The sequence below is a fragment of the Peterkaempfera bronchialis genome (genome assembly GCF_003258605.2).
GTDB lineage: Bacteria > Actinomycetota > Actinomycetes > Streptomycetales > Streptomycetaceae > Peterkaempfera > Peterkaempfera bronchialis.
Genome location: NZ_CP031264.1, coordinates 6,115,946 through 6,136,665 on the forward strand (window position 1 = coordinate 6,115,946; position 20,720 = coordinate 6,136,665).

The 20,720-nt window shown below is 75.2% G+C and carries 13 protein-coding genes and 1 pseudogene; 6 read left to right on the forward strand and 8 right to left on the reverse strand.

The genetic code is table 11. The annotated features are described in order from the left end of the window. Nucleotide 1 precedes the first annotated feature (1 nt). Both C7M71_RS26275 and C7M71_RS26280 read left to right on the forward strand, forming a co-directional pair. A complete protein-coding gene (locus C7M71_RS26275; protein ID WP_111492634.1) occupies nucleotides 2-2,569 on the forward strand; it encodes a caspase, EACC1-associated type in 2,568 nt (855 codons plus the stop codon). Then, nucleotides 2,566-3,939: an extracellular solute-binding protein gene (locus tag C7M71_RS26280; RefSeq protein ID WP_111492633.1), complete on the forward strand. Its 1,374-nt coding sequence runs from the start codon at nucleotides 2,566-2,568 to the stop codon at nucleotides 3,937-3,939. The genes C7M71_RS26275 and C7M71_RS26280 overlap by 4 nt, the downstream gene beginning before the upstream one ends. A 130-nt stretch (nucleotides 3,940-4,069) precedes the next feature. Here the strand turns inward: C7M71_RS26280 and C7M71_RS26285 are convergent, their stop codons facing one another. The 4 genes from C7M71_RS26285 to C7M71_RS26300 form a co-directional block, all read right to left on the reverse strand. Beyond that, nucleotides 4,070-4,462: a hypothetical protein gene (locus C7M71_RS26285; protein WP_162824387.1), complete on the reverse strand. Its 393-nt coding sequence runs from the start codon at nucleotides 4,460-4,462 to the stop codon at nucleotides 4,070-4,072. A gap of 30 nt (nucleotides 4,463-4,492) precedes the next feature. Beyond that, complete coding sequence (locus tag C7M71_RS26290) at nucleotides 4,493-5,467, reverse strand: RluA family pseudouridine synthase (RefSeq protein WP_111492631.1); 975 nt, start codon at nucleotides 5,465-5,467, stop codon at nucleotides 4,493-4,495. A 70-nt stretch (nucleotides 5,468-5,537) separates the two neighbouring features. Then, a complete protein-coding gene (locus tag C7M71_RS26295) occupies nucleotides 5,538-7,550 on the reverse strand; it encodes a sigma-70 family RNA polymerase sigma factor (protein WP_114914586.1) in 2,013 nt (670 codons plus the stop codon). Between the two features lie 101 nt (nucleotides 7,551-7,651). Further along, nucleotides 7,652-8,386: a TetR/AcrR family transcriptional regulator gene (locus tag C7M71_RS26300; protein WP_111493918.1), complete on the reverse strand. Its 735-nt coding sequence runs from the start codon at nucleotides 8,384-8,386 to the stop codon at nucleotides 7,652-7,654. Nucleotides 8,387-8,560: 174 nt separating this feature from the next. On the opposite strand from C7M71_RS26300, the gene C7M71_RS26305 reads away from it, so the two are divergent. From C7M71_RS26305 to C7M71_RS26320, 4 genes are all read left to right on the forward strand, one after another. Continuing rightward, nucleotides 8,561-10,276, forward strand: a complete 1,716-nt coding sequence (locus C7M71_RS26305; RefSeq protein ID WP_111493916.1) for an MFS transporter — start codon at nucleotides 8,561-8,563, stop codon at nucleotides 10,274-10,276. A 109-nt stretch (nucleotides 10,277-10,385) separates the two neighbouring features. Continuing rightward, complete coding sequence (locus tag C7M71_RS26310; RefSeq protein WP_111493922.1) at nucleotides 10,386-11,330, forward strand: deoxyribonuclease IV; 945 nt, start codon at nucleotides 10,386-10,388, stop codon at nucleotides 11,328-11,330. A gap of 75 nt (nucleotides 11,331-11,405) precedes the next feature. Next, entirely contained in the window at nucleotides 11,406-12,530 is a 1,125-nt protein-coding gene (locus C7M71_RS26315; RefSeq protein WP_111493914.1) for an SPFH domain-containing protein, read from the forward strand. A gap of 16 nt (nucleotides 12,531-12,546) precedes the next feature. Continuing rightward, entirely contained in the window at nucleotides 12,547-13,659 is a 1,113-nt protein-coding gene (locus tag C7M71_RS26320; RefSeq protein ID WP_111493920.1) for a hypothetical protein, read from the forward strand. Nucleotides 13,660-13,737: 78 nt separating this feature from the next. On the opposite strand, the gene C7M71_RS26325 is transcribed toward C7M71_RS26320, so the two are convergent. The 4 genes and pseudogenes from C7M71_RS26325 to C7M71_RS26335 form a co-directional block, all read right to left on the reverse strand. Further along, entirely contained in the window at nucleotides 13,738-15,201 is a 1,464-nt protein-coding gene (locus C7M71_RS26325; protein ID WP_322975202.1) for a hypothetical protein, read from the reverse strand. A 439-nt stretch (nucleotides 15,202-15,640) separates the two neighbouring features. After that, on the reverse strand, nucleotides 15,641-19,075 hold the full coding sequence (locus tag C7M71_RS26330) for a DUF5682 family protein (RefSeq protein ID WP_229758920.1): 3,435 nt from the start codon (nucleotides 19,073-19,075) through the stop codon (nucleotides 15,641-15,643). A 53-nt stretch (nucleotides 19,076-19,128) separates the two neighbouring features. Continuing rightward, nucleotides 19,129-19,569 (reverse strand): annotated as a pseudogene (locus tag C7M71_RS33025) (DUF5682 family protein); the annotation flags it as partial. Then, a complete protein-coding gene (locus tag C7M71_RS26335) occupies nucleotides 19,530-20,714 on the reverse strand; it encodes an ATP-binding protein (protein WP_111493171.1) in 1,185 nt (394 codons plus the stop codon). The pseudogene C7M71_RS33025 and the gene C7M71_RS26335, both read right to left, overlap by 40 nt. Nucleotides 20,715-20,720 lie beyond the last annotated feature (6 nt).

Consider the following 20,720-nt stretch of genomic DNA (forward strand, 5'->3'; position numbering starts at 1 on the left):
CATGCCGGGCTACCTTCCGTCGCCCGCCGACTCGCGCGCGCTGCTGATCGGAGCCGGGCTCTACCCGGCCAAGGGGTTCCCCGAGCTGCCGCAGGCGGGTGAGAACCTCGCCGAGCTGCGCTCCGTACTGAGCGACGGCGAGCACGCCCTGCTGCTCCCGCACCGGGTCACCACCCTGCGCGACCCCGACCTGCCCGGCGAGGTCTTCGCAGCCGTGCACCGGGCGGCGGCCGAGACCACCGAACTGCTGCTGGTCTACTACGTGGGCCACGGCTATGTCGACGCCGACGGGGAACTCTTCCTGGCCGTCGGCGGATCGGCCAAGGAGACCGCCCACTTCAGCGCCGTACGCTGCTCCGACCTGCTGGAGCAGCTCGCTGACGCCGACGTGGAGCGGTTCGTCCTCATCCTGGACTGCTGCTACTCCGGCAACCTCCTCGACGGCGCCCTGCCCACCCGGCGGCCCTTCGCGGTGCTCACCTCCTCCCCGCACAACCGCGAGGTCTCCCCCGGACAGGGCCGCCTCACCCCCTTCACCGAGCAGTTGGCCCAGGTGCTGCGGCACGGCGTCTCCACACCGCACGGCCACGCCACCGTGCAGGCCGTCGGCCGCGAACTGGAGGCCCGGGCCCGCCTCCACCAACCCCCCGACACCGTCTACCACTGGGCCCCCACCGAGGTCTCCCACCAGGCCGGCGACACCATGCTCTCGCTCGCCCTCGGCCCCTCCGGCGACCTCGAACGCGCCCTCGGCACCCTGCGCGGCCTGCACCGGCGCGCGATCGGCTACCTGGCCGCCGGCTGGCAGTGGTTCTTCGGCCGGGGCCGCCCCCGCTGGCGCCGCCTGCTCGGCATCGCCCTCTCCCTCGCCCTGCTCGCCGCCGGCGGCGCCACCGGCTACGCCCTCACCCGCCCCGGCACCTGCCCACCGCCGCTGGAGCTGCGGATGCTCACCGCACCCGAGGAGGTCGGCCCGCTCTCCGGCGTCGCCGACAGCTATGAGCGGTCGCCTGCCAACCACCAGGACATCCGCGACGCACGCGACTGCCGCACCACCCATCTCACCGTCTACGGCGCCGGACTGGACGCCATCGCCCAGGCGTTCTCCGACCCCGCCGCCTGGAACACCCCCGGCAGCGACGCCTTCACCCAGGTCGGCCCGCAGCCCGACCTGTGGATCCCGCAGTCCTCCGCCGAACGGCTCTATGTCGTCCAACGGGTGCCCGGCAGCTACGACGGACTGCTCGGCACCGGCATCTCCGTCGCCGGCAGCCGCCCGGTGCTCGCCGTCTCCGACTCGGTACGCGCCGCCCTCCGCCTCGGCCCCAGCGGCACCACCGTGAAGTGGTCCACGCTGCGCGACCGGTGGCTCGGCCTCAAGGACCCGCCGGTCCTGCTGCGCCCCAACCCCACCGTCTCCGGCACCGGCCTGGTGCACACCCTCGGCCTCTACCGCGACCCCGACGGCGACGCCGGAGCGCTGGCCCTCGAAGACAGCGAACCCCTCATCCCCGACGGGGAGATCGGCAGGTTGGAACGCCAGGTGATCGGCCAGGGCCGCTCCGCCCAGGACGGCTACTGGGCGCTCTGCGAGCTGCGGCGCGGCTATGAGCGCGACCGGGCCTACGGCTCCGCCGCCGCGCTGGTCTCGCAGCGCGAACTCGACGCCATGGAGGCGGGGGACCCGCTCGGCGACCAGTGCCCGGACGCCGTCGACTCCGTCCGGCAGGACCCCGGCCGCAGGCTCGGCCGCTACTGGCTGCGCGGCGTCCCCGACCTCGACTATCCGCTGGTCCCGGTGGTCTGGCCCGGTGCGGCCGACACGGAGCAGCGGCAGGCCGCCGTCCGCCGCTTCCGCGACTGGCTCACCGGCCCGGCCGGCAGCGCGCGGATAGCCCAGGCCGGGTACGGCGGCAGCGGCGACGGCCCGCCCGACCAGCTCAGCGCGGGCGGCGTGGACACCCGGCTCGCCCGATACAGCCGGGCCCATCCCAATCTGCGGCTGCTGGTCCTCTTCGACGTCTCCGGGTCGATGGGCGAGGAGGGCCGCATGGAGGAGGCCCGGCGGTCCGTGGAGGCGGCGCTGCGGCGCCTGGCCGACAGCGACGTCTACGGGCTGACCACCTTCCCCACCGGCCACGACCCGGCCGCCGCCCATGAGGTGGTCCCGCTCGGCGCCGCCGTCCCCGACGCCTTCACCCTCCCGGCCCCGCCGCTCGCCGAGACCCGCGAAGCCGACCTCTACACGGTGCTGGGCCACGCCCTCGACCGGCTCGACGCCTTCGACCACGACGGCAGGCAGAGCGCCGTCCTGCTGGTCACCGACGGCGACTGGCTGATCGGCGCCACCGAGGAGGAACGCGCCTCGGCCCGGAAGAAGCTGACCCAGCGGCTGGCGGCCACCGGCGTCCCGCTGATCGTCGCCTCGATGCGCCCCTACGGCTGCGCGAGGGAGGCGGCGGCGCTCGCCGGAGCCTCCGTCGGCGGCACCTGTGTGGCCAGCGACTCCATGGCCACCAGGCTTCCGCAGCTCGTCGCGGCCCTCACCAAGCGGAGGGTGACCCCATGACCGCCCGTACGGTGCCACGCCGCCGCCGACTCGCCGCAGCCGCCGCGTTCCTGGCCGTGCTCGCCGCCGCCACCGCCTGCACCGGCTCTGACCCTGGCAGCCGCAGCGCCGAGCCGGCCGCGCCGACCGCGACGGCCACCGGGGGAGCCGTCCTCACCATCGCCACCGGCAGCGACCTCTCCAGCACCGGCATCCGGCAGCAGCTGATCCGCGACTGGGCCAAGGGCCACCATGTCGAGGTGCGGATCGTCCGGCTCTCCGACGACGCCGACCGCCAGCGCAGCCAACTGGTCGCGGCCCTCCAGTCCCGCACCGGCGGCTATGACGTGGTCAACCTGGACGTCACCTGGACCGCCGAGTTCGCCGACGGCGGGCTCATCCAGCCGCTGCGCGGCAGCCGCTTCACCGACGCCCTGGACCAGGACGTCTGGCCCGCCGCCGCAGACACCGTCCGCCGCCGAGGCAAGGTCTGGGCCATGCCCTGGAACACCGACGTCGGCCTGCTCTACTACCGCAAGGACCTGCTCCCCGCCGCCCAGTACGGCACCCCGCGCAGCTGGGACGACCTGGCCGCCGCCACCGCCCGCTTCGCCGACTCCCCGGCCCGCGCCCTCCCGGCCAACCGGAATGTCAAGGCCGGTCTGCTCACCCAGCTCAAGGAGTACGAGGGCCTCACCGTCAACACCCTGGAGGCCGTCTGGCGCGGCGGCGGCGACGTGGTCGACGGCCATGGCACGGTCGTCGTCGACAGCGCCCCCGCCCAGGCGGGCCTGGACACCCTGCTCTACGCCCGCCGCGGCGGCTCCAGCCTCCCGCTGCTCGGCGCGGACTCGCTGCGCTCCGACGAGATGTCCAGCCTCCGCCACTTCATCGCCGGGGAGTCGCTCTATCTGCGCAACTGGCCCTTCGCATACGGGCGGTTGAAGGACGCGCAGAGCAAGTCCGCCGACCAGCCGGCCGGGCAGCGCCCCGAGTACGGCGTGGACCCGCTGCCCTGGTCCTCCGCCCTCGGCGGCCAGAACCTCGCCGTCGCCGCCGGCAGCCCGCACCGCGCCCTCGCCGAGGACCTCATCGCCCACCTCACCGGCCAGGACGCCGAGCGCCGCCTCTTCGAGGGCGGCTTCGCCCCGGCCCGCCGCTCCGCCCTCACCGGCCGCAGCCCCGGCGCAGCCGCCGCCGACCCCGAGTACCTGGCGGCGCTGCGCAGCTCCCTGGACCGGGCCAGGGCCCGCCCCGCGACCCCCTACTACGCGGCCTTCACCCGCGACGTCCAGGACTCCGTCACCACCATGCTGCACGGCAGCGGCCCCGCCGGGCCCGCCGCCTCCGCCCTCGCCGAACGGCTCCGAGGCTCCCTCGCCGGCCACTGACGGCAGTGCCACCGTGACGCCAGTGCCACCGTGACGGCCGTGCCTCCGTGACGGCAGCGGCACCGGCCCGCGCCGTTCCGCAACGGCGTCGGCCGGTGCCGCACCCAGGGCCCGGTCTGCGATCAGTCGGTCAGCGGCGGGGCTGCGACCCCTTGCCGGAGTGGTCAGCGGACTGCTTGGCGCCGGACTGCTTGGTACCGGACTGCTTGGCGCCGGACTGCTTGGTGGCCGCCGGCTTGGCACCGCCCTTGGCCGCGTGGCTGCCGGACCCCTTGCCGCCGGACCCCTTGGCAGGCCCCTTGGCCGCATGGCCGGCCCCACCCTTGGCGGAATGGCCCGCGCCGCCGTCCGGCCCGGCCTGCTGACCGGAGTGGAGCAGCCCGACCAGGACACCGGCCGGGTCGAGGGCGTTCGCATTGGTGCGGCCTCGGTCGGGCGTCTCGGCATGGGCACTGGGGGCGGTCAGGGAGGCGACCACGCCGACGGCGAGGGACGCGACGGCGAGCATGCTGCGCTTCTTCATGCCCTGAGCAACGCCCGAGCGGCCGATCGGTCACGCGAAAGGAGCAGCAGTCCGATCCGCACGCCCCGCCGCCCAGTCCGGATACGACCCCCAGGCACCGAGCGCGGACCGGCTCTCGAAGCGGCGCGGCTCCCCGGTCACCGGGTCGGTGAACTCCAGTACCCGGGCCAGCAGCTGCAACGGCTGCCCGAAGTCGTCCGGAGCGGGCTCGGGCAGCACCACCGGGTAGACCGGGTCGCCCAGGATCGGCACCCCCAGCGCACTCATATGCAGCCGCAGCTGGTGGGTGCGGCCGGTCGACGGCAGCAGCCGGTAGCGCCCCAGGCCGCCGCGCCGCTCCAGCAGCTCCACCCGGCTCTCCGCGTTGGGCGGGCCAGGCACCTCCCGGGCCGCGATCACGCCGCGCTCCTTCACCATGCGGCTGCGCACCGTGCGCGGCAGCTCCAGCCCCGGCCGGTACGGGGCCACCGCCTCGTACTCCTTGCGCACCAGCCGGTCCCGGAAGAGCGCCTGGTAGGCGCCGCGCAGCTCCGGCCGCACCACGAACATGGCCACCCCGGCGGTCAGCCGGTCCAGCCGGTGCGCCGGGCTCAGCAGCGGCAGGCCCAGATCGCGGCGCAGCCGCACCAGGGCGGTCTCCGCGACATGGCGGCCACGCGGTGTGGTGGCCAGGAAGTGCGGCTTGTCCACCACGAGCAGCTGCTCGTCGCGGTGCAGCACCTGCACGGCGAACGGCACCGGCACCTCGGCGGGCAGCTCCCGGTGGAACCAGAGGAACGCCTCCGGGACGAACGGCGCCTCGGGGCCGATCGGCCCGTCCACGCCGACGAAGGCCCGCTCCCGCAGCATGGCGTCGATCCGCTCCGGGTCGACTGCGGGCAGCCGGTCCACCAGATGGTCCCGGACGGTCGCCCACGCCCCCTCGGCGGGCAGCCGCAGCCGCACCGGGTCGATCCCGTCGCGCTGTGGCAGCGGTGCCGGCGGCACCTTGGGCTTGCGTCTCATCGGAGGCAAGCCTACGGTCGAGCCGGGTCGGACATCGATTCGCCCGACGTCCCCGGGGCAGGCGCCGCCGTCAGCGGGCGGCCTGGAAGGCCCGGCCGGCCTCGGTCGCCACCGGGCCGCTGCGGAAGAGGCCGCTGCTGGGCTCGGTGTCCGAGGCACCGAGCCCGAACCAGGCGTACCGCTGCACATAGGGCAGGCCGTCCAGCATCCGGGTGGCGGCGGTGACAAACGCGGCCTGCTGCTGCGCGGTGGGGAACCGGGTGCCCTGCGAGAAGTCGATCAGCGCGAACTCGGTGAGCCAGATCGGTTTCCCGTACCGGTCGTGCACGGCCTGGAGGTACGACCGCAGCTGGCCCACCGCCGCGTCCGTGGTGAAGTCCCCGCCGTACCAGTGCAGCGTGATGAAGTCGACCCGGTAGCCGCGCGAGGCGGCGCCGGACATGAAGCGGTCCAGCCAACCACCGGGCGTGTCACCCCCGTAGGCGACCGCCGGGCTGCCCAGGATCCGCCCTGCGTCCATCAACTTGGGCCAGAGCGACAGCGCCTGATCCACCGTCATATTGGACTGGGCGCCCATGTCCGGCTCGTTGAACCCCAGCAGGTACGGGCCCGCCGCCTTCGCCTGGGCGAGGGTCGCCGGGTCGGTGGAGGCGGCGCCCCAGACCATCGGTACGAAGCCCACCGAGGCGGGCCCGTTGACGCCCGGGTGCTGCGCCGACCAGGTGTAGTACCAGCCTGCGCCCGACTGGGCGAGCGCCTGGTCGGAGCCGGGGAACGTCCAGACGCCGACCCCCTTCTTCGCGGAGGAGACCACCGGCACGGCGGGTGCGGGGGCCGCCGGCTTCGGCCTGGCGGCGGGCGAGGCGGCGGTCGGCGGCGCGGACGCGGCCGAGGACGAGGTGCGCGCCGAGGGGGAACGGGAGGGCTTGCGGTCGGCCGAGGCCGTGGGTGAGGCGGTCGGGGACGGCGAGGCCGTCGCGGACGCCTGCGCGGAGGTGGCGGCGGCCGGTGCCTCGGCGGCGATCCGAGGCGTCGCGGAGCCGTCGGCAACCGACCGGACTGCCGGGCTCCCGGTCAGGTGACCGGCGACCAGCACCCCCGCGACGGCGGCGGCCACCGCCGCGACGGCCGCCGCGCCCGCCAGTCGGCCGACCCGCCGCGGACCGGCCGCGTGGGTGCCCCTGGAGACACCGCGCCGCCGATGGGAGCGCGGCCCGGCAGGCAGCCCGGCCTGCGGTGCGGCCTGCGGTGCGGTCTGCGGTGTGGGGGAGCCGTACGGGTCCGCCGCGAGCTGCGGCAGGACGGCGCCCACCGGCGGCACCAGCAGCGGCAGCCCGCCCAGCAGGCGGTCCATCGGCAGCAGGTCGCCGCCGAGCCGCCCGCAGTCCCCGCAGCCGCGCACATGCCGGGCGAACCGCTTGCGCCAGAGCGGGCTCGGCACCCCGTCCCAGCTGCGGGCGAGGTCCCGCAGCTCCGGGCAGCCGGACCGCGCCTCCAGCGCCCGCACCACCGTGCGGGCGGTCTCCATCTGCTCCTTCATCCGCTGGACCCGCACCGCTGTGTGGCGCCCCGACAGGCCGAGCGCATGCGCCAGCTCCGCGCGGTCCAGCTCCCCGGTCCCCTCCAGCCACCAGAGCGCCAGCAGCGCCCGGTCGTCGCCGTCCAGCCAGCGGGTGGCCGAGGCGACCTCGCGGCGCTGGTCGGTGAGGCCCAGCCGGAGGATGGTCACCGCGGCGAAGTCGGACGCCGGGTCCGGCACCCGGTCGGCCGTGTCGAGGTCCGCACTGCGCTGCCGTGCCGCCCTGCGGGCCTGCTCATGGTCGCGCACCTGGCGTACCGCGATGGCCACCAGCCAGGACCGGTACGCCGCCGGGTCGCGCAGGTCGCCCAGGCTGCGGACGACCCGGAGCAGCGTCTCCTGCACCACGTCGTCCACATCGCTGTGTCCGTCCAGCGCCCGCCCGACGATGTTGTAGACGAGCGGAAGGGAGTCGGCCACCAGCGCATCGAGCGCCTGCCGGTCGCCGCCCCGGGCGGCGGCCACCGTCCGGACGTCGGGTCCACTGCGACCGGTTCCGCGCATGTCGCTCCACTCTCTCGTTCGGCGTTGCTGGTGCGGTCGCGCGCAGCCGGGCGCGGACCGTCTCCCTAGGAGACGTCCGGGCGCCGGGCGGACAACGGAAATCAGTCGCGGGGTTCGTCCAGGTAGCTGGCGAGGCCACGGACGATGATCTCCAGTCCGAGTTCAAAGCGCTGGTCCTGGGTCTCGTCGGCCATCAGGTGGGCCAGGGCGGTGAGATGGGGGAAGCGGTCCTGGGGGAGGGCGGCGAAGTACTGCTGCATCTCGCTCTTCCGCTGCTGCCAGGAGGCCGTCCCGTCGCCGTCCTCCTCCTGCCGCATCCGGTCGGTCCAGATGCCCTCTTCGAGGGTGAAGCCGTCCAGGTAGGTGGAGAGCACATCGCCGGCGACCGCGGAGATCCGGTCCGGGAGGCCGGCGGTGCGGAACATGGCGAGGAACTGCTCGACGTGGGGGAGCAGTTCGGAGGTGAAGGGCACATGGGCCATGGAGATGCGGGCCATGTCCCGGTGCGCCAGCAGCCGTGCCCGGCCCTGGCGGGCGAAGTCCTTCACCTGCTCCTGCCAGCGCTCGGGGTCGGGCTCGGGCAGCTCGTAGCCGACGAACATCCGGTTGTACATCAGCTCCAGCAGCTCGTCCTTGGCGCTGACATGGGCGTACAGCGCCGAGACGGCCACCTGGAGTTCGGCGGCCACCTGACGCATGGACAGCCCGTCGAGCCCCTCCCGGTCCAGGACGGTGAACGCCGCGTCGACGATCCGGTCACGGGTGAGCGGCACCCTGGCCGGGGTCGGCGGTCGGCGTGCCCGCTCCCAGGGCGCCTGCGGCAGTGCGTCGCTCATGTGCCCCAGTGTAGGGGGCCGGCTGAACGGTGATCAGGGTGGGTGAACGGCGTTCGAGGATGCGATATATCTTGTCCTCACGATTCTTGCGCTATATCGTAAGAACGGTGTTCTCTTGGAGAACGCCGATCAGGTATGGTGAACGCCGTTCATCCGATGGGGGGAGTCCCTTTTATGACCACCACCGGTGTTGCGCCCGCAGAGGCGGCAACCACCGAGCCCGCGCCGTACCGATGGCGCTGGGCCGCACTCTTTGTGATCCTGGCCGCCGAGGTGATGGACCTCCTCGACGCCATGGTCACCAATATCGCCGGCCCCTCCATGCGGGCGGACCTCGGCGGCGGCGCGAACACCATCCAGTGGCTCGGCGCCGCCTACACCCTCTCGATGGCCGTCGGCCTGATCACCGGCGGCCGCCTCGGCGACATCCACGGCCGCAAGCGGATGTTCCTGATCGGCGCCGTCGGCTTCACGGCCGGCTCGCTGCTCTGCGCCGTGGCGCAGTCGCCGGAGATGCTGATCAGCGCCCGGGTCGTGCAGGGGCTCTTCGGCGCGGTGATGCTGCCGCAGGGCCTCGGCATGATCAAGGAGATGTTCCCGCCCAAGGAGATGCAGGCCGCATTCGGCATGTTCGGCCCGGTCATGGGGCTCTCGGCGGTCGGCGGACCGATCCTGGCGGGCTGGCTGGTCGAGGCCGACTACTTCGGCACCGGCTGGCGCATGATCTTCCTGATCAACCTGCCGCTGGGCCTGGCCGCCGTGCTCGGAGCGCTGCGCTTCCTGCCGGACGGCCGATCCCCGCACCCGCTGAAGCTGGACATCCCCGGGATGCTGCTGGTCTCGCTCGCCGGGCTGCTGGTGATCTTCCCGCTGGTGCAGGGCCGCGAGTACGACTGGCCGCTCTGGACGTTCGCGATGATCGCCGCCTCCGCCGTGGTCTTCGCGGTCTTCGGCTGGTACGAGTCGCGCCGCAGCCGGGCCGGCGGCGACCCGCTGGTGGTGCCGAGCCTCTTCCGCAAGCGCGGCTTCAGCGGCGGCATGATCGTCGGGCTGGTCTTCTTCTCCGGCATGAACGGCTTCATGCTGGTCTTCAACCTCTATACGCAGCTGGGCCTCGGCTACTCGACGCTGCGCGCCGGACTGGCCATGGTGCCCTGGTCGGCGGGCATGATCGTGGGCTTCGGCCTGGCCCAGGCGGTGAAGCGGTTCGGCCGCCGGGTGCTGCACGGCGGCGCGCTGGTGATGGCGTCCGGCGTCTTCGGCATCTGGATCACCCTGGAGTCCGTCGGCACCGGCGTCACCCCCTGGCAGCTCACCCCGGCCCTGCTGGTCACCGGCATCGGCATGGGCCTGCTGATGGCCCCCTTCTTCGACATCGTGCTGGCCGGGGTGGAACCCCATGAGACCGGATCGGCCTCCGGCACCATGACGGCGGTGCAGCAGCTCGGCGGCGCCTTCGGCGTGGCCCTGCTCGGCACGGTCTTCCTCGGCCTGCTGGGCGGCGGCGTCGGCTCCGCCGCCGACGACGCCGCCCCCGCGCTCCGCTCGCGGCTGGCGGCGGTGCAGATCACCGGCGCCGCCCAGGACACCCTGGTCCGGGGAGTGCACGACTGCACCCACGACCGCGCGGTGGCCAAGGACCCCGCCGAGACCCCCGCCTCCTGCACCCGGCTGGAGGGCGACGCCCGCGCCGCGTCGACCTCCCCGGAGGCCGCGGCCGTGGTCGGCAAGGCCCTGGAGGGCACCGGCAGGACCGCCTTCCAGGAGGGCTTCGGCTCCGCCATGAAGACGATCCTCTGGGTGGTGGACGGCATGCTGCTGCTCACCTTCCTGGTCGCCTTCCTGCTGCCCAGGAAGGCCCGCGAGGACGAGGACGCCCTCGGCCACTGACGGGCACCGCACCGGGGCCGGGCCGCCGCACGGCGGCCCGGCCCCGGCCGTGCGCCCCCCTGGGGGCCGGGCCGCTGCGGGCACCCGGTGCCGTGGCATGCTCGGGAACATGGACGTACCGCCGCCGACCCCTCAGCTCCCGCCGCCCGCTTCGCCCGCCGCCGCCCGCAACCCGGTGGGGGCGCATGTGCCGGTGGCCGGACGGGGACTGGTGGGAACGGGCCTGGCGTACGCGCGGAAGACCGGTGCCGAGGCGGTGCAGGTCTTCGTCGCCAACCCGCGCGGCTGGGCCACCCCGGCGGGCGACCCGGCGCAGGACGCGGCGTTCCGGGAGAGGTGCGCCCACGAGGGCGTACCGGCCTTTGTGCACGCCCCCTACCTGATCAACTTCGGCTCGGACAATGCGACGACCCGTGAGCGGTCCACCGCCTCGCTGCGCCACTCGCTGCTGCGGGCGCACGCCATCGGCGCGCTCGGCGTCGTGGTGCACACCGGCTCGGCGGTGGGCACCGCACCGGGCGGCGGCTCGCGCTACGCGGAGGCGATGGCGCAGGTCCGGGAGGATGTACGGCCGCTGCTGGACGAGTTGGACCGGCTGGGCGAGGATGCGCCCCGGCTGCTGCTGGAGCCCACTGCGGGCCAGGGGCGCTCGCTCTGCTCCCGGCTGGAGCAACTCGCCGAGTACGCGGACGCGCTGGACCGGCACCCCCGGGTCGGCGTCTGCCTGGACACCTGCCACGCCTTCGCCGCCGGGCACGACCTGGCGGCGCCGGGCGGGGTGAAGGAGGCGCTGGACCTGCTGGTCGCCGCCGTCGGCGAGGGGCGGCTGGGACTGATCCACGCCAATGACTCCAAGGACATCGCCGGCGCCCGCAAGGACCGGCACGCCAACATCGGCGCCGGGCACATCGGCGCCGAGCCCTTCCGGGAGCTGTTCACGCACCCCGCGACGCGCGGCGTCCCGCTGGTCGTGGAGACGCCGGACCACGGGTCCGCAGGGGAGGGCCACGCGGCCGACGTGGCCCGGCTCAAGGCATTGCGGACGGGGCCCTGACCGGCTGTCGGTGCCGGTTGCTATGGTTCGGGTCGCTCGGTCTGTACAGCACGCAAGGAACGGGGGGAGTGGGCCATGGGCCTGATGGACCGCATCCGCGGGGAGTTCATCGACATCGTCGAGTGGACCGACGACAGCAGGGACACCATCGTCTGGCGCTTCCCGCGCTATGAGAACGAGATCAAGATGGGCGCCAAGCTCATCGTGCGGGAGTCCCAGGTCGCGGTCTTCGTCAACGAGGGTCAGATCGCCGACGTCTTCACGCCCGGCACCTACACCCTGGAGACGCAGAACCTGCCGCTGCTGGCCACCCTGAAGGGCTGGAAGTACGGCTTCCACTCGCCCTTCAAGGCCGAGGTGTACTTCGTCACCACCCGGCAGTTCACCGACATGAAGTGGGGCACGCAGAACCCCGTCATCGTCCGCGACGCCGAGTTCGGCATGGTGCGGCTGCGGGCCTTCGGCGCCTTCGCCGCCCGGGTGGTGGACCCCGCCGCGCTGCTGCGCGAACTGGCCGGGACCGATCCGCAGTTCCGCACCGAGGAGGTGCAGGAGTACCTGCGGCAGCTGATCGTCGGCCGGCTCTCCAACGCCCTGGCCACCGCCGGGGTGCCGATGCTGGACCTGGCCACCCGGCAGGACGAGATCGGCGCCCGACTGGCCGGCGTCCTCACCGAGGAGCTGGCCTCGGTCGGCATCGCGGTGCCCAAGTTCATCATCGAGAACATCTCGCTGCCGCCCGAGGTCGAGGCCGCCATCGACACCCGCTCGCGGATGGGCATCGCGGGCAACCTGGACCAGTACACCCAGTTCCAGGCCGCCAATGCGATCGGCGACGCCGCCCGCAACCCCGGCGGTGGCGCGGGCGAGGGCCTGGGGCTGGGCCTCGGCATGGCGATGGGCCAGCGGATGGCGGCCGGTCTCGCCCCGCAGCAGGCACCCGCGCCCGTTCCCGCCCCCGCGCCCGCTGCGGGGCCGCCGCCGCTGCCGCAGCAGGAGCAGTGGTTCATCGGCGTCGGCGGCGCCCAGCAGGGCCCGTACGACAGTGCCGCCCTGGCGGGCCTGGTCGGCGCGGGCACCCTGAACCGGACCACCCTGGTCTGGCAGAACGGCATGTCCGGCTGGCTCCCGGCCGAGCAGGTGCCCGAGGTGAACCGGCTCTTCGGCAGTGTCCCGCCGCCCCTCCCGCCGCAGGCCTGAGGGCGGGGGCCACGCCATGACCGACGAACCGGGCACCCCCGCCGAGACCACCACCTCCCGCTCCTATCCCTGCGAGGCATGCGGGGCCACCGTGGAGTACGCGCCGGGCACCGACGCGCTCCGCTGCCCGTACTGCAAGCACCAGCAGGCGATCGTCCCGCTGCCCCGGCAGGTGCACGAGCACCCGATCGAGGAGCTGGCGACGCTGCCCGCCAAGCCGCAGTCCGCGCCGGGCCGGACCGCCCAGGTCTTCGTCTGCCCCGGCTGCCACGCCCGGACCGAGAGCGACACCCTCTCGGTCCGGTGCCAGTTCTGCGCCACCCCGCTGGTGGCGGACGCGGCGGCCACCGAGCGGGTGGTCCCGGAGGCCGTGGTCCCCTTCGGGCTGGACCGCGACGGAGCCCGCGAGGCGCTGCGCAGCTGGGCCTCCTCCCGCTGGTTCGCCCCCAAGGGGCTGAAGAAGGTCACCGAGGCGGAGACCTTCAAGGGCAGCTACCTGCCGCACTGGACCTATGACGCGTCCACCGTCTCCGACTACCGGGGCCAGCGCGGCGAGCACTACTACGTGACCGAGACCCACACCGTCACCGAGAACGGCGAGACCCGCACCGAGACCCGCCAGGTGCAGCACACCCGCTGGCACGCGGCCTCCGGCACCGTCTCCCGGGACTTCGACGATGTGCTGGTGGCGGCCACCGGGCATGTGGCCGCCAAGCAGCTGGACAAGCTGACACCCTGGCCGCTGGAGGAGGCGAAGCCCTACCAGGAGGAGTACCTGGCCGGGTTCCAGACCGTGCGCTACGACATCGAGCCCGAGGAGGGCCTGGAGACGGCCAAGCAGCGGATGGCGCCGGTCATCGAGTCCGACTGCCGGTCCGACATCGGCGGCGACGAGCAGCGGGTCTCCTCGGTCGACACCCGCTACTTCGACCTCACCTTCAAGCTGATGCTGCTCCCGGTGTGGTTCCTCAGCTATCTGCACGCGGGGAAGACCTGGCAGGTGATGGTGAACGCGCGCACCGGCGAGGTGATCGGTGAGCGTCCGTACAGCGCGGGCAAGATCTTCGCGGCCTCGGTCGCGGCCCTGGCCGTGATCGCGCTGATCGTCTTGCTGGTGGCCCGGAGGTAGCCGGACGGCTGCGTCAGGCCGCCGGGCAGGGCACCCCGCAGGGCACCCCTCGGGGTGCCCTGCGGGGTTTCCCAGGCGTTATGACGGGCCGTCAGCCGACCAGGAGGTGCGGACCACGGCCCGCTCGGCGGTGGTGAGATGGACGGCGGCGGCCAGCCAGGCGCGGGCGTAGCGGTCCGGCCCCGGGTCGGTCAGGCGGCCGAAGACATCGCGGCCCCGGCGGTCCGCCTCGGCGGTCAGGGCGGCGGCCAGCCCGGCCGCGACCGGGAAGCCCGTGCGGCGCAGCGCCGCGCCCTGACCGGCCGCCGCTGAACCTCTGCCCGCCTCGGCCGCCGCGCGGCGGCCCCCGGTGACGGCCAGCTCCACCAGTCGGCGCACCCGCCACAGCGGGGAGTCGGCCAGCGGGTCGAGGCCGGTCGGCGCCTCCGGAGGCGAGGGGCACTCCGCTGCGGGCGGCAACTGGGCGCCCTGGAGCCGGTCGTACCCCAGGTCCGCGCGGCCGAGCCACTCCTCGGGCAGCCGCAGGGTCGCGGTGGACCCCGGGACCGGGCCGACCGCGAGCGGGCGCAGGGTGGCGGTCCGGTCCAGGTCGGGGCGGCCCAGCACCCGGAGGTGCAGGCCCGGCCGGGAGCCGAGCAGCCGCAGATTGGCGGTGTGGGCCAGGTCGGGGTGGTGGGAGGCCGGGGCGAGCCGGACGACGGTGCCGGAGTCGAGCCGGCGGGTGGTCAAGCGGTCGCCGGAGGCGCCGATGACCAGCAGATCGCAGCCGATCAGTTGCTCCGGACCGCCTCTGCCGCCACCGCCACCGCCACTGCCGTCGCCGCCGTCGTCGTCCGCCGCAGCGAGGGCGGCGGCGACCGCCTCGGCGGGGGAGCGGGCGAACAGGGCGGCCACCGGCTCGGCCGACCACGGCACACCGGGCACCGGATGGGCCCGTACCGAGCGGCCCGCGCCCAGCCGCCCGTCGGGCGAGACCGTGGCGCCGGAGATCAGCAGGCCGCCCCGGGCCAGCTGGGCGTGGTTCAGCGCGGTGGAGAGGGCGACCGGCGCGGTTGCCGCGCCACGGGCGCGGGCCGGACCGCCGGGCTTCACATCGGCGACGGTGAACCGGCGGCCGTCCTCCGCCAGCAGATGGGTCACCACGCCGCCATAGCCGGTGGCGCTGATCACCGGCTCCCGGCAGAGGCCGAGCACCCGGAGGGAGCCGCCCGGCCGGTAGTCCCGGCGGCCGGTGCCCAGCAGCGCCGGGTCGGGGTCGGCGGCGGCCAACCTGGCCGAGACCAGCAGCAGTTCGCGTAGCGCCGCGACCAGGTCGGCGGTGCGGTGGCCGTCGTACCGGGCCCGGGCCGCCCGCAGGCCCCGCACCGTGCGCAACGCGGCGGCCTCCGCGCGCAGCAGCCCGGCCAGCCGGGCGGTGTGGGCGGCGCGCAGCAGGTCCGCCTGGAGCACCGCGCCCGCAGCGGGCGCACCGGCGGCGAGGACGGCTGCCGCCGCCGACCAGAGCGCCGAGGCCGCCGCCACCTGGTCGGCGGTGGGTGGCACGGCTGCGGGGGCGTCGGCGGTCGCGGTGTCCGGTTCGGCCGGGGGTGGGTGGCTGCGGGTTCCGGTTCCGAGGCGGCGGCGACCGGGCAGGCACCGAGCACGGCGGCGCGGTGCAGACAGCGGGGCGCCAGCAGGCAACTGCACTGCGCTGCCTCCGCGTCGGTGAGCGCGCCGGACGGGCCGGGCCGCAGGGTGACCACGGCGTCCTCGCCGCAGACGATGCGGACGGTGCCGTCCTCGGCGGCGGTGGGGCTGTCGGCGATGCGCTCGATTGCCGCGTCCAGCCGCTTGCGCAGCCGTGGGGTGAGCTGTTCCACCGCCTCGGCCAGCACCTGCGGAGAGGCGGGCGGAAGCCACTCGGCCGGAGCGACGGCGGTGTCGGTGTCGGTGTCGGGGGCGGGGCCGGGGGCGGGGGCGGGGGAGGTGGTCGGGGAAGAGGTCAACGGGGTTCTCCGCGGAGGCGTTCGCCCACCCAGCGGGCGAGGGCGAGCGGGCTGAGGGCGGCGACCGGCATCCCGGCCGCGACGAGCTGCTGGGCGATGGGTACCGAGTAGCGCGGAGCGCCGCCGTCGTCCAGGGCGGCGCAGCCCAGCAGGTGCACCCCGGAGCCGGCCAGCGAGCGGACCTCGGAGAGCAGCCCGCCCAGCGGGTACCCCTCCTCGAAGTCGCTCACCACCACGACCAGGGTGCGGCTGGGCACGGTCACCAGGGACCGGGCGTGGGCCAGCCCGGCGGCGATATGGGTGCCGCCGCCGACCCGTACCTCAAGCAGCAGCGAGAGCGGGTCCGCCACCTGCTCCGTCAGGTCGATCACCCGGGTGGAGAAGGCCAGGAAGTGCGTGGAGAGCGTCTTCACGCCGCCGAGTACGGCGGCGGTCAGCGCCGACCACACCACGGACGCCTCCATCGAACCCGAGACGTCCACCACCAGGATCAGCCGCCAGTCGGCCTCCGCACGGGCCCGCGAGGAGAACACCGGCCGCTCCGGGACGACGACGGTCCGGCCGTCGCCCAGCCTGCGGGCGTGCGCCAGATTGGCCCGCAGCGTACGGGGCAGGTCGAGCCCGCCCCCGGGGCGGCGGGTCGGCCGGGGCGTGGCCAGCCCGGTGAGGGCGGGGCGCAGCCGGGTGGCCAACTCCCTGGACAGGTCGTCCACCAGACGCCGGACCAGCGGACGCAGCCGGGCGAGCTGCTGCTCGGGCATGCCGCCGACCAGCGAGAGGACGGAGGTCAGCAGCTCGACCGAGGGGCGTACCGAAGCCGGGTCAAGCTCGGCCAGCACATCGGTGCGCCCCCCGTCGGCGGCCCGGCCCAGCACCTCCTCGCGTAGCTCGGTGCCGAACAGGGCGTCCAGTTCGGCGGCCCACTCGCGGGCGGTGGGGAAGGAGTCGTCCTGGCCGCCGCCGGCCCCGGTGGAGCCGCCCGGCCCCTGCCCCAGCTCGGCGGCGCCCTCGCCATGGCCCGTCCCGTAGAGCTCGTCCAGGGCGCGCGCATAGCGGCGGGCACCGGGCGGCAACCGGTCCGTCTGGCGGCCGAGCAGCAGCCGCCACCGGTCGGCGCGGCCGATCCGCCGCGCCGCACCGCCGGGCTCGGCCGGCGCGGCGGGTGTGTCGGGCAGAGCGGTGAGGTCGGTGAGGTCGGGGACGGGCAGGCCGAGTGCGGTGAGGGCGGCCAGCCCGGCGGTGTCTGCGGCGGCCCAGAGGGCGGTCAGCTCCGGCGGGGCGGAGAGGGTCAGGTCCAGCCGGTCGCCCAGACGTTCGGTGACGGTGCGCAGCAGCCGGTCGCGCCCGGCCGGGGGCAGGGCGTCGAACCCGCCGCGCAGCGCCGGCAGCCGGTCCACAAAACCCTGGTCGGGCAGGCCGTCGACGCGGTCCAGCAGCGGATCCAGGGCAGCCGGGGCGGACTCCAGCAGCGGACCGGCGGCGGTGAGCACTCCGCCGAGCAGCCGGGACAGCCGCCGGCGGCTCTCGGGCCCGGTGGCGGCGTCCACCCAGGCGGCGGCGCGGGTCCCCAGGGTGTCCGGGCCGTCCAGGTCGAGCAGCACCCGTACGGCCAGTGCGGCGCCCTGGACGAGCGGCGAGCCCGTATGGGCCAGGTCGGCCAGCGAGCCGTCCAGCCGCAGGCCCAGGCGGTGCTCGCCCGCCCGGATCGCCAGCGCGACCAGGGCTGCGGCGTCCTCGGGGCGGTCGCTGCCGGCCAACCCGGGCAGCGAGCGGACGGCGGCCTCCAGCAGCAGACCGGTCAGCTCGGCCGCCTGCTCCCGCAGCTCGGGCGTGGTCCCGGCCAGCTGCTCGCGGCGCAGCGCCTCCAACAGGTCCAGGGCGTCGAGCAGTTCGCCGAGGGTGGCGGCGGACGGCAGCGCCTCGGCGGCGACGCCGAGCCGGTCGGCGACCAGCTCCGGCAGGTCGCAGCGGGCGGCGGCGCGCAGCCCGTCCAGTACCTGACCGCAGGTGGGGCCGCCCTCGGCGGACTCCCGGCGGAAGGTCTCGCGCAGCGTCCCGGCGGCGGCCTGTGCGGAGGTGACCCCCCGGACACCGGCCAGGTCGAGCAGGGCGGGCACGGACGGGGTCCAGCGGAGCTGCCACCGGGTGGTGAGCGCGGTACCGTCCCCGGTGGCGGCCACCTCCACGGGCCTGCCGTAGCCGACCCCGCAGACCAGCAGCCGCCGGAGCAGGGTCTCCCGGCGGCGGTCCAGCCGGGAGCGCAGCGGGTCCAGCCGCAGTTCACGGGAGTCCGGGTCGTCCGGGCCGGGCAGCCGCAGGTCGGCCAACTCGGCCTCCACCGACGGACCGAGCCCGGACCGGGGCGTACCCGGAGCGGTCCGGCCCCGTTCGGTACCGACCAGCACCGTCTCCAGAGCCTGGGCGAGCGCCCGGCCCCGGCCCAGCAACTCCCCCTGACCCAGCACCATGCCCACCGCCTCCAGCAGCTCGCCGCGACCGGGTGCGGGCAGCTGCCGCAGCCGCGCCAGGTCGCAGGCCAGCCGCAGCGTCTCGGCGGCCTCCCCGGTACCCGCCGTATGCCCGGCGGCCCGCAGCTCCCGGCAGAGGTCGGTCACGGCCCGGGCGGCGGCATTCCGCACCCGCTCGGGGTCGCCGCCCGCCGTGAGCACCGCCTGCTGCCAGCGCGGGTCCCGGATACCGGAGGGGTAGCCGGAGCGGGAGTCCAGCAGGTCGAAGGCATAGGGTACCAGCGACGTGACCACCGGCTCGCCGCCAGCGGCGGGCACGCCGCCCTGCCCGGCGGGCGCGTCGGGGGTCGGCCCCGCCGTCGTGCCGGCTGCGGTGGTCATGGCCCCGGCCGCGCCGCTCCGGCCGTCTGCGGCGGGTCGCGGTTCGGGGGTGTCGTTGCCTGTGAGGCCGTCAGTTGTGGTTTCGGCCGTGGCGGGTGGGGTGCCGTCGGTGGTGGTCTGGTGGTGGCTGTCTGCGGCGGGTCGCGGTTCGGGGGTGTCGTTGCCTGTGAGGCCGTCAGTTGTGGTTTCGGCCGTGGCGGGTGGGGTGCCGTCGGTGGTGGTCTGGTGGTGACCGTCTGTGGTGGGTTGCGGTTCGGGGGTGGGCGTGACGTGGGGTGGGCGGTCTGCCAGGGCCGGGGCGTGGAAGGCGCCGATGACGGCGGCCACCCGGCGGCCGCCTGCGGCGGCGTCGGCGATGGTGCGGCGCATATGCGCCTCGCGGGCCAGGTCGGCGGCGGGGACGCCGCCCCGGCGCTCGGCGTCGCGGCGCAGCGCCCAGCCCACGCCCAGGGCGGCCCTGCGGACCGCCTCGGGCGGGCAGCCCGGGGCGAGGACCTCGACCGCCCGGTCCCACATGTCGTCGCCGTCCCGGCCGGTTCCCGCCGTGGCCAGCGCCTCCCCGAACGAGCGGCCCTCCGCCAAAGCGTCCGCCGCCGGGCCGTCCGCCGCCGGGCCCTCAGCCGCCGGGCCCTCCGCCGCCGGGCCGTCCGGAGCACTGCCCGGGACCAGGCCGGGTCGGCGAGCGGCAGGTCGCAGCAGACCACGGGGACGCCCCGGTCGCGGGCCCAGCGGATGGCGGCCAGCTCGGGGGAGAAGTCGGCGAGCGGGTAGAAGGCGAGCCGCCCGTCGCCACCGGACCCGGCGAGGGCCACCGGCGCCCGGGTGCCCGGGTCGGCCAGGTGGCCGAGCCACCGCTGGAAGTCGGCCGGGAGCTCGACGCAGACCACCTCGGCCCCCGACGCGTCCAGCAGTGCCGGGACGGCGGCGGCCAGCGCCGGGCTGTGGTGGCGTACCCCGAGCAGATGGGGCCGCACCGAGTCGGCCAGGGCGGCGACGGCGGCCCGGGGATCGCCGTCCGTACGGGGAGTGGTTCCGGTCAACGCAGTGTCTCCCGCAGGTCCCAGAGCCGGCGCCACATCGCCGAGCCGTCCTCCGCCCGGCGCCGTACCGGCCCGTCCCAGTAGCCCAGCAGCCGCCCGTGGTCGGCGGGGTCGTCCTTGCGGACCACGCCCAGCAGATGGCCGGGGACCAGGTCGAGTACGTCGCCCGCCGGGAGGTACGCAGCGGCGACCCCGAGGGAGGCGGCGACCTGGACGGCCTCGGCCGTGGAGAGGACGGTGCCCGGCCGCTCCACGTCCCAGCCCTCGGCCGACCGGCCGGACCGCAGGTCGCGGAAGACGGTCACCAAGGCGTCCAGCACCGAGTCGTCCACCGCGAAGGCGGCCCCGGCCCGCTGCACGGCGGCCACCGCCTGACGGCGCACCAGCGCGGTCTCGGTCTCCGCGTCGGCGATCGGCCCCACCGTCTCGAAGTTGAACCGCCGCTTGAGGGCGGCCGACATCTCCGAGACGCCCCGGTCGCGCAGGTTGGCGGTGGCGATCACGGTGAAACCGGGCGCGGCCGCGACCGTACCGTCCGGGGTGTCCGCCAGCTCGGGGACATTGACCCGCCGGTCCGAGAGGAGGGAGACCAGTGCGTCCTGCACCTCGGGCAGGCAGCGGGTGATCTCCTCGATCCGGGCGACCCGGCCGCTGCGCATCGCGGTGAGCACGGGGGAGTCCACCAGCGCCTGCCGGCTGGGCCCCTGGGCAAGCAGCAGGGCGTAGTTCCAGCCGTAGCGGAAGGCGTCCTCGCTGGTGCCGGCGGTGCCCTGCACGGTCAGCGCGCTGGTGCCGCAGACGGCGGCGGCCAGCAGCTCGGACAGCATCGACTTGGCCGTGCCCGGCTCGCCGACCAGCAGCAGACCGCGCTCCCCGGCGAGGGTGACCACGCACCGCTCGACCAGGGCGCGTTCGCCGACGAACTTGGCGCTGACCGCCATCCGGGCGGGCAGTGCGGCGCCGCCGGTCCCGGCCGTGCGGCGGTCCTTGGGAAGTTCCAGCTGCTCCCCCGCGCTGCCGCAGACGAAGGTGACCACGGCGCGCGGGGTGAGTGCCCAGCCGGGCGGCCGGGGGCCGTCGTCGTGGGCGGCGAGGAAGGCCAGCTCGGCGGCGTGGCGCTCCTCGGCGGGCAGTATCTGCCGGGCCGCGGGGGCGGCTGCCCGGGGGTCGGTCAGGGTCATGGGTGG

Excerpts from the sequence above, each read along its gene's own strand:
- C7M71_RS26295 (WP_114914586.1), bottom strand. The coding sequence starts at position 7,550 with ATGCGCGGAACCGGTCGCAGTGGACCCGACGTCCGGACGGTGGCCGCC.
- C7M71_RS26335 (WP_111493171.1), bottom strand. The coding sequence starts at position 20,714 with ATGACCCTGACCGACCCCCGGGCAGCCGCCCCCGCGGCCCGGCAGATA.
- C7M71_RS26290 (WP_111492631.1), bottom strand. The coding sequence starts at position 5,467 with ATGAGACGCAAGCCCAAGGTGCCGCCGGCACCGCTGCCACAGCGCGAC.
- C7M71_RS26300 (WP_111493918.1), bottom strand. The coding sequence starts at position 8,386 with ATGAGCGACGCACTGCCGCAGGCGCCCTGGGAGCGGGCACGCCGACCG.
- C7M71_RS26305 (WP_111493916.1), top strand. The coding sequence starts at position 8,561 with ATGACCACCACCGGTGTTGCGCCCGCAGAGGCGGCAACCACCGAGCCC.
- C7M71_RS26315 (WP_111493914.1), top strand. The coding sequence starts at position 11,406 with ATGGGCCTGATGGACCGCATCCGCGGGGAGTTCATCGACATCGTCGAG.
- C7M71_RS26280 (WP_111492633.1), top strand. The coding sequence starts at position 2,566 with ATGACCGCCCGTACGGTGCCACGCCGCCGCCGACTCGCCGCAGCCGCC.
- C7M71_RS26320 (WP_111493920.1), top strand. The coding sequence starts at position 12,547 with ATGACCGACGAACCGGGCACCCCCGCCGAGACCACCACCTCCCGCTCC.
- C7M71_RS26310 (WP_111493922.1), top strand. The coding sequence starts at position 10,386 with ATGGACGTACCGCCGCCGACCCCTCAGCTCCCGCCGCCCGCTTCGCCC.
- C7M71_RS26275 (WP_111492634.1), top strand. The coding sequence starts at position 2 with ATGCCGGGCTACCTTCCGTCGCCCGCCGACTCGCGCGCGCTGCTGATC.
- C7M71_RS26285 (WP_162824387.1), bottom strand. The coding sequence starts at position 4,462 with ATGAAGAAGCGCAGCATGCTCGCCGTCGCGTCCCTCGCCGTCGGCGTG.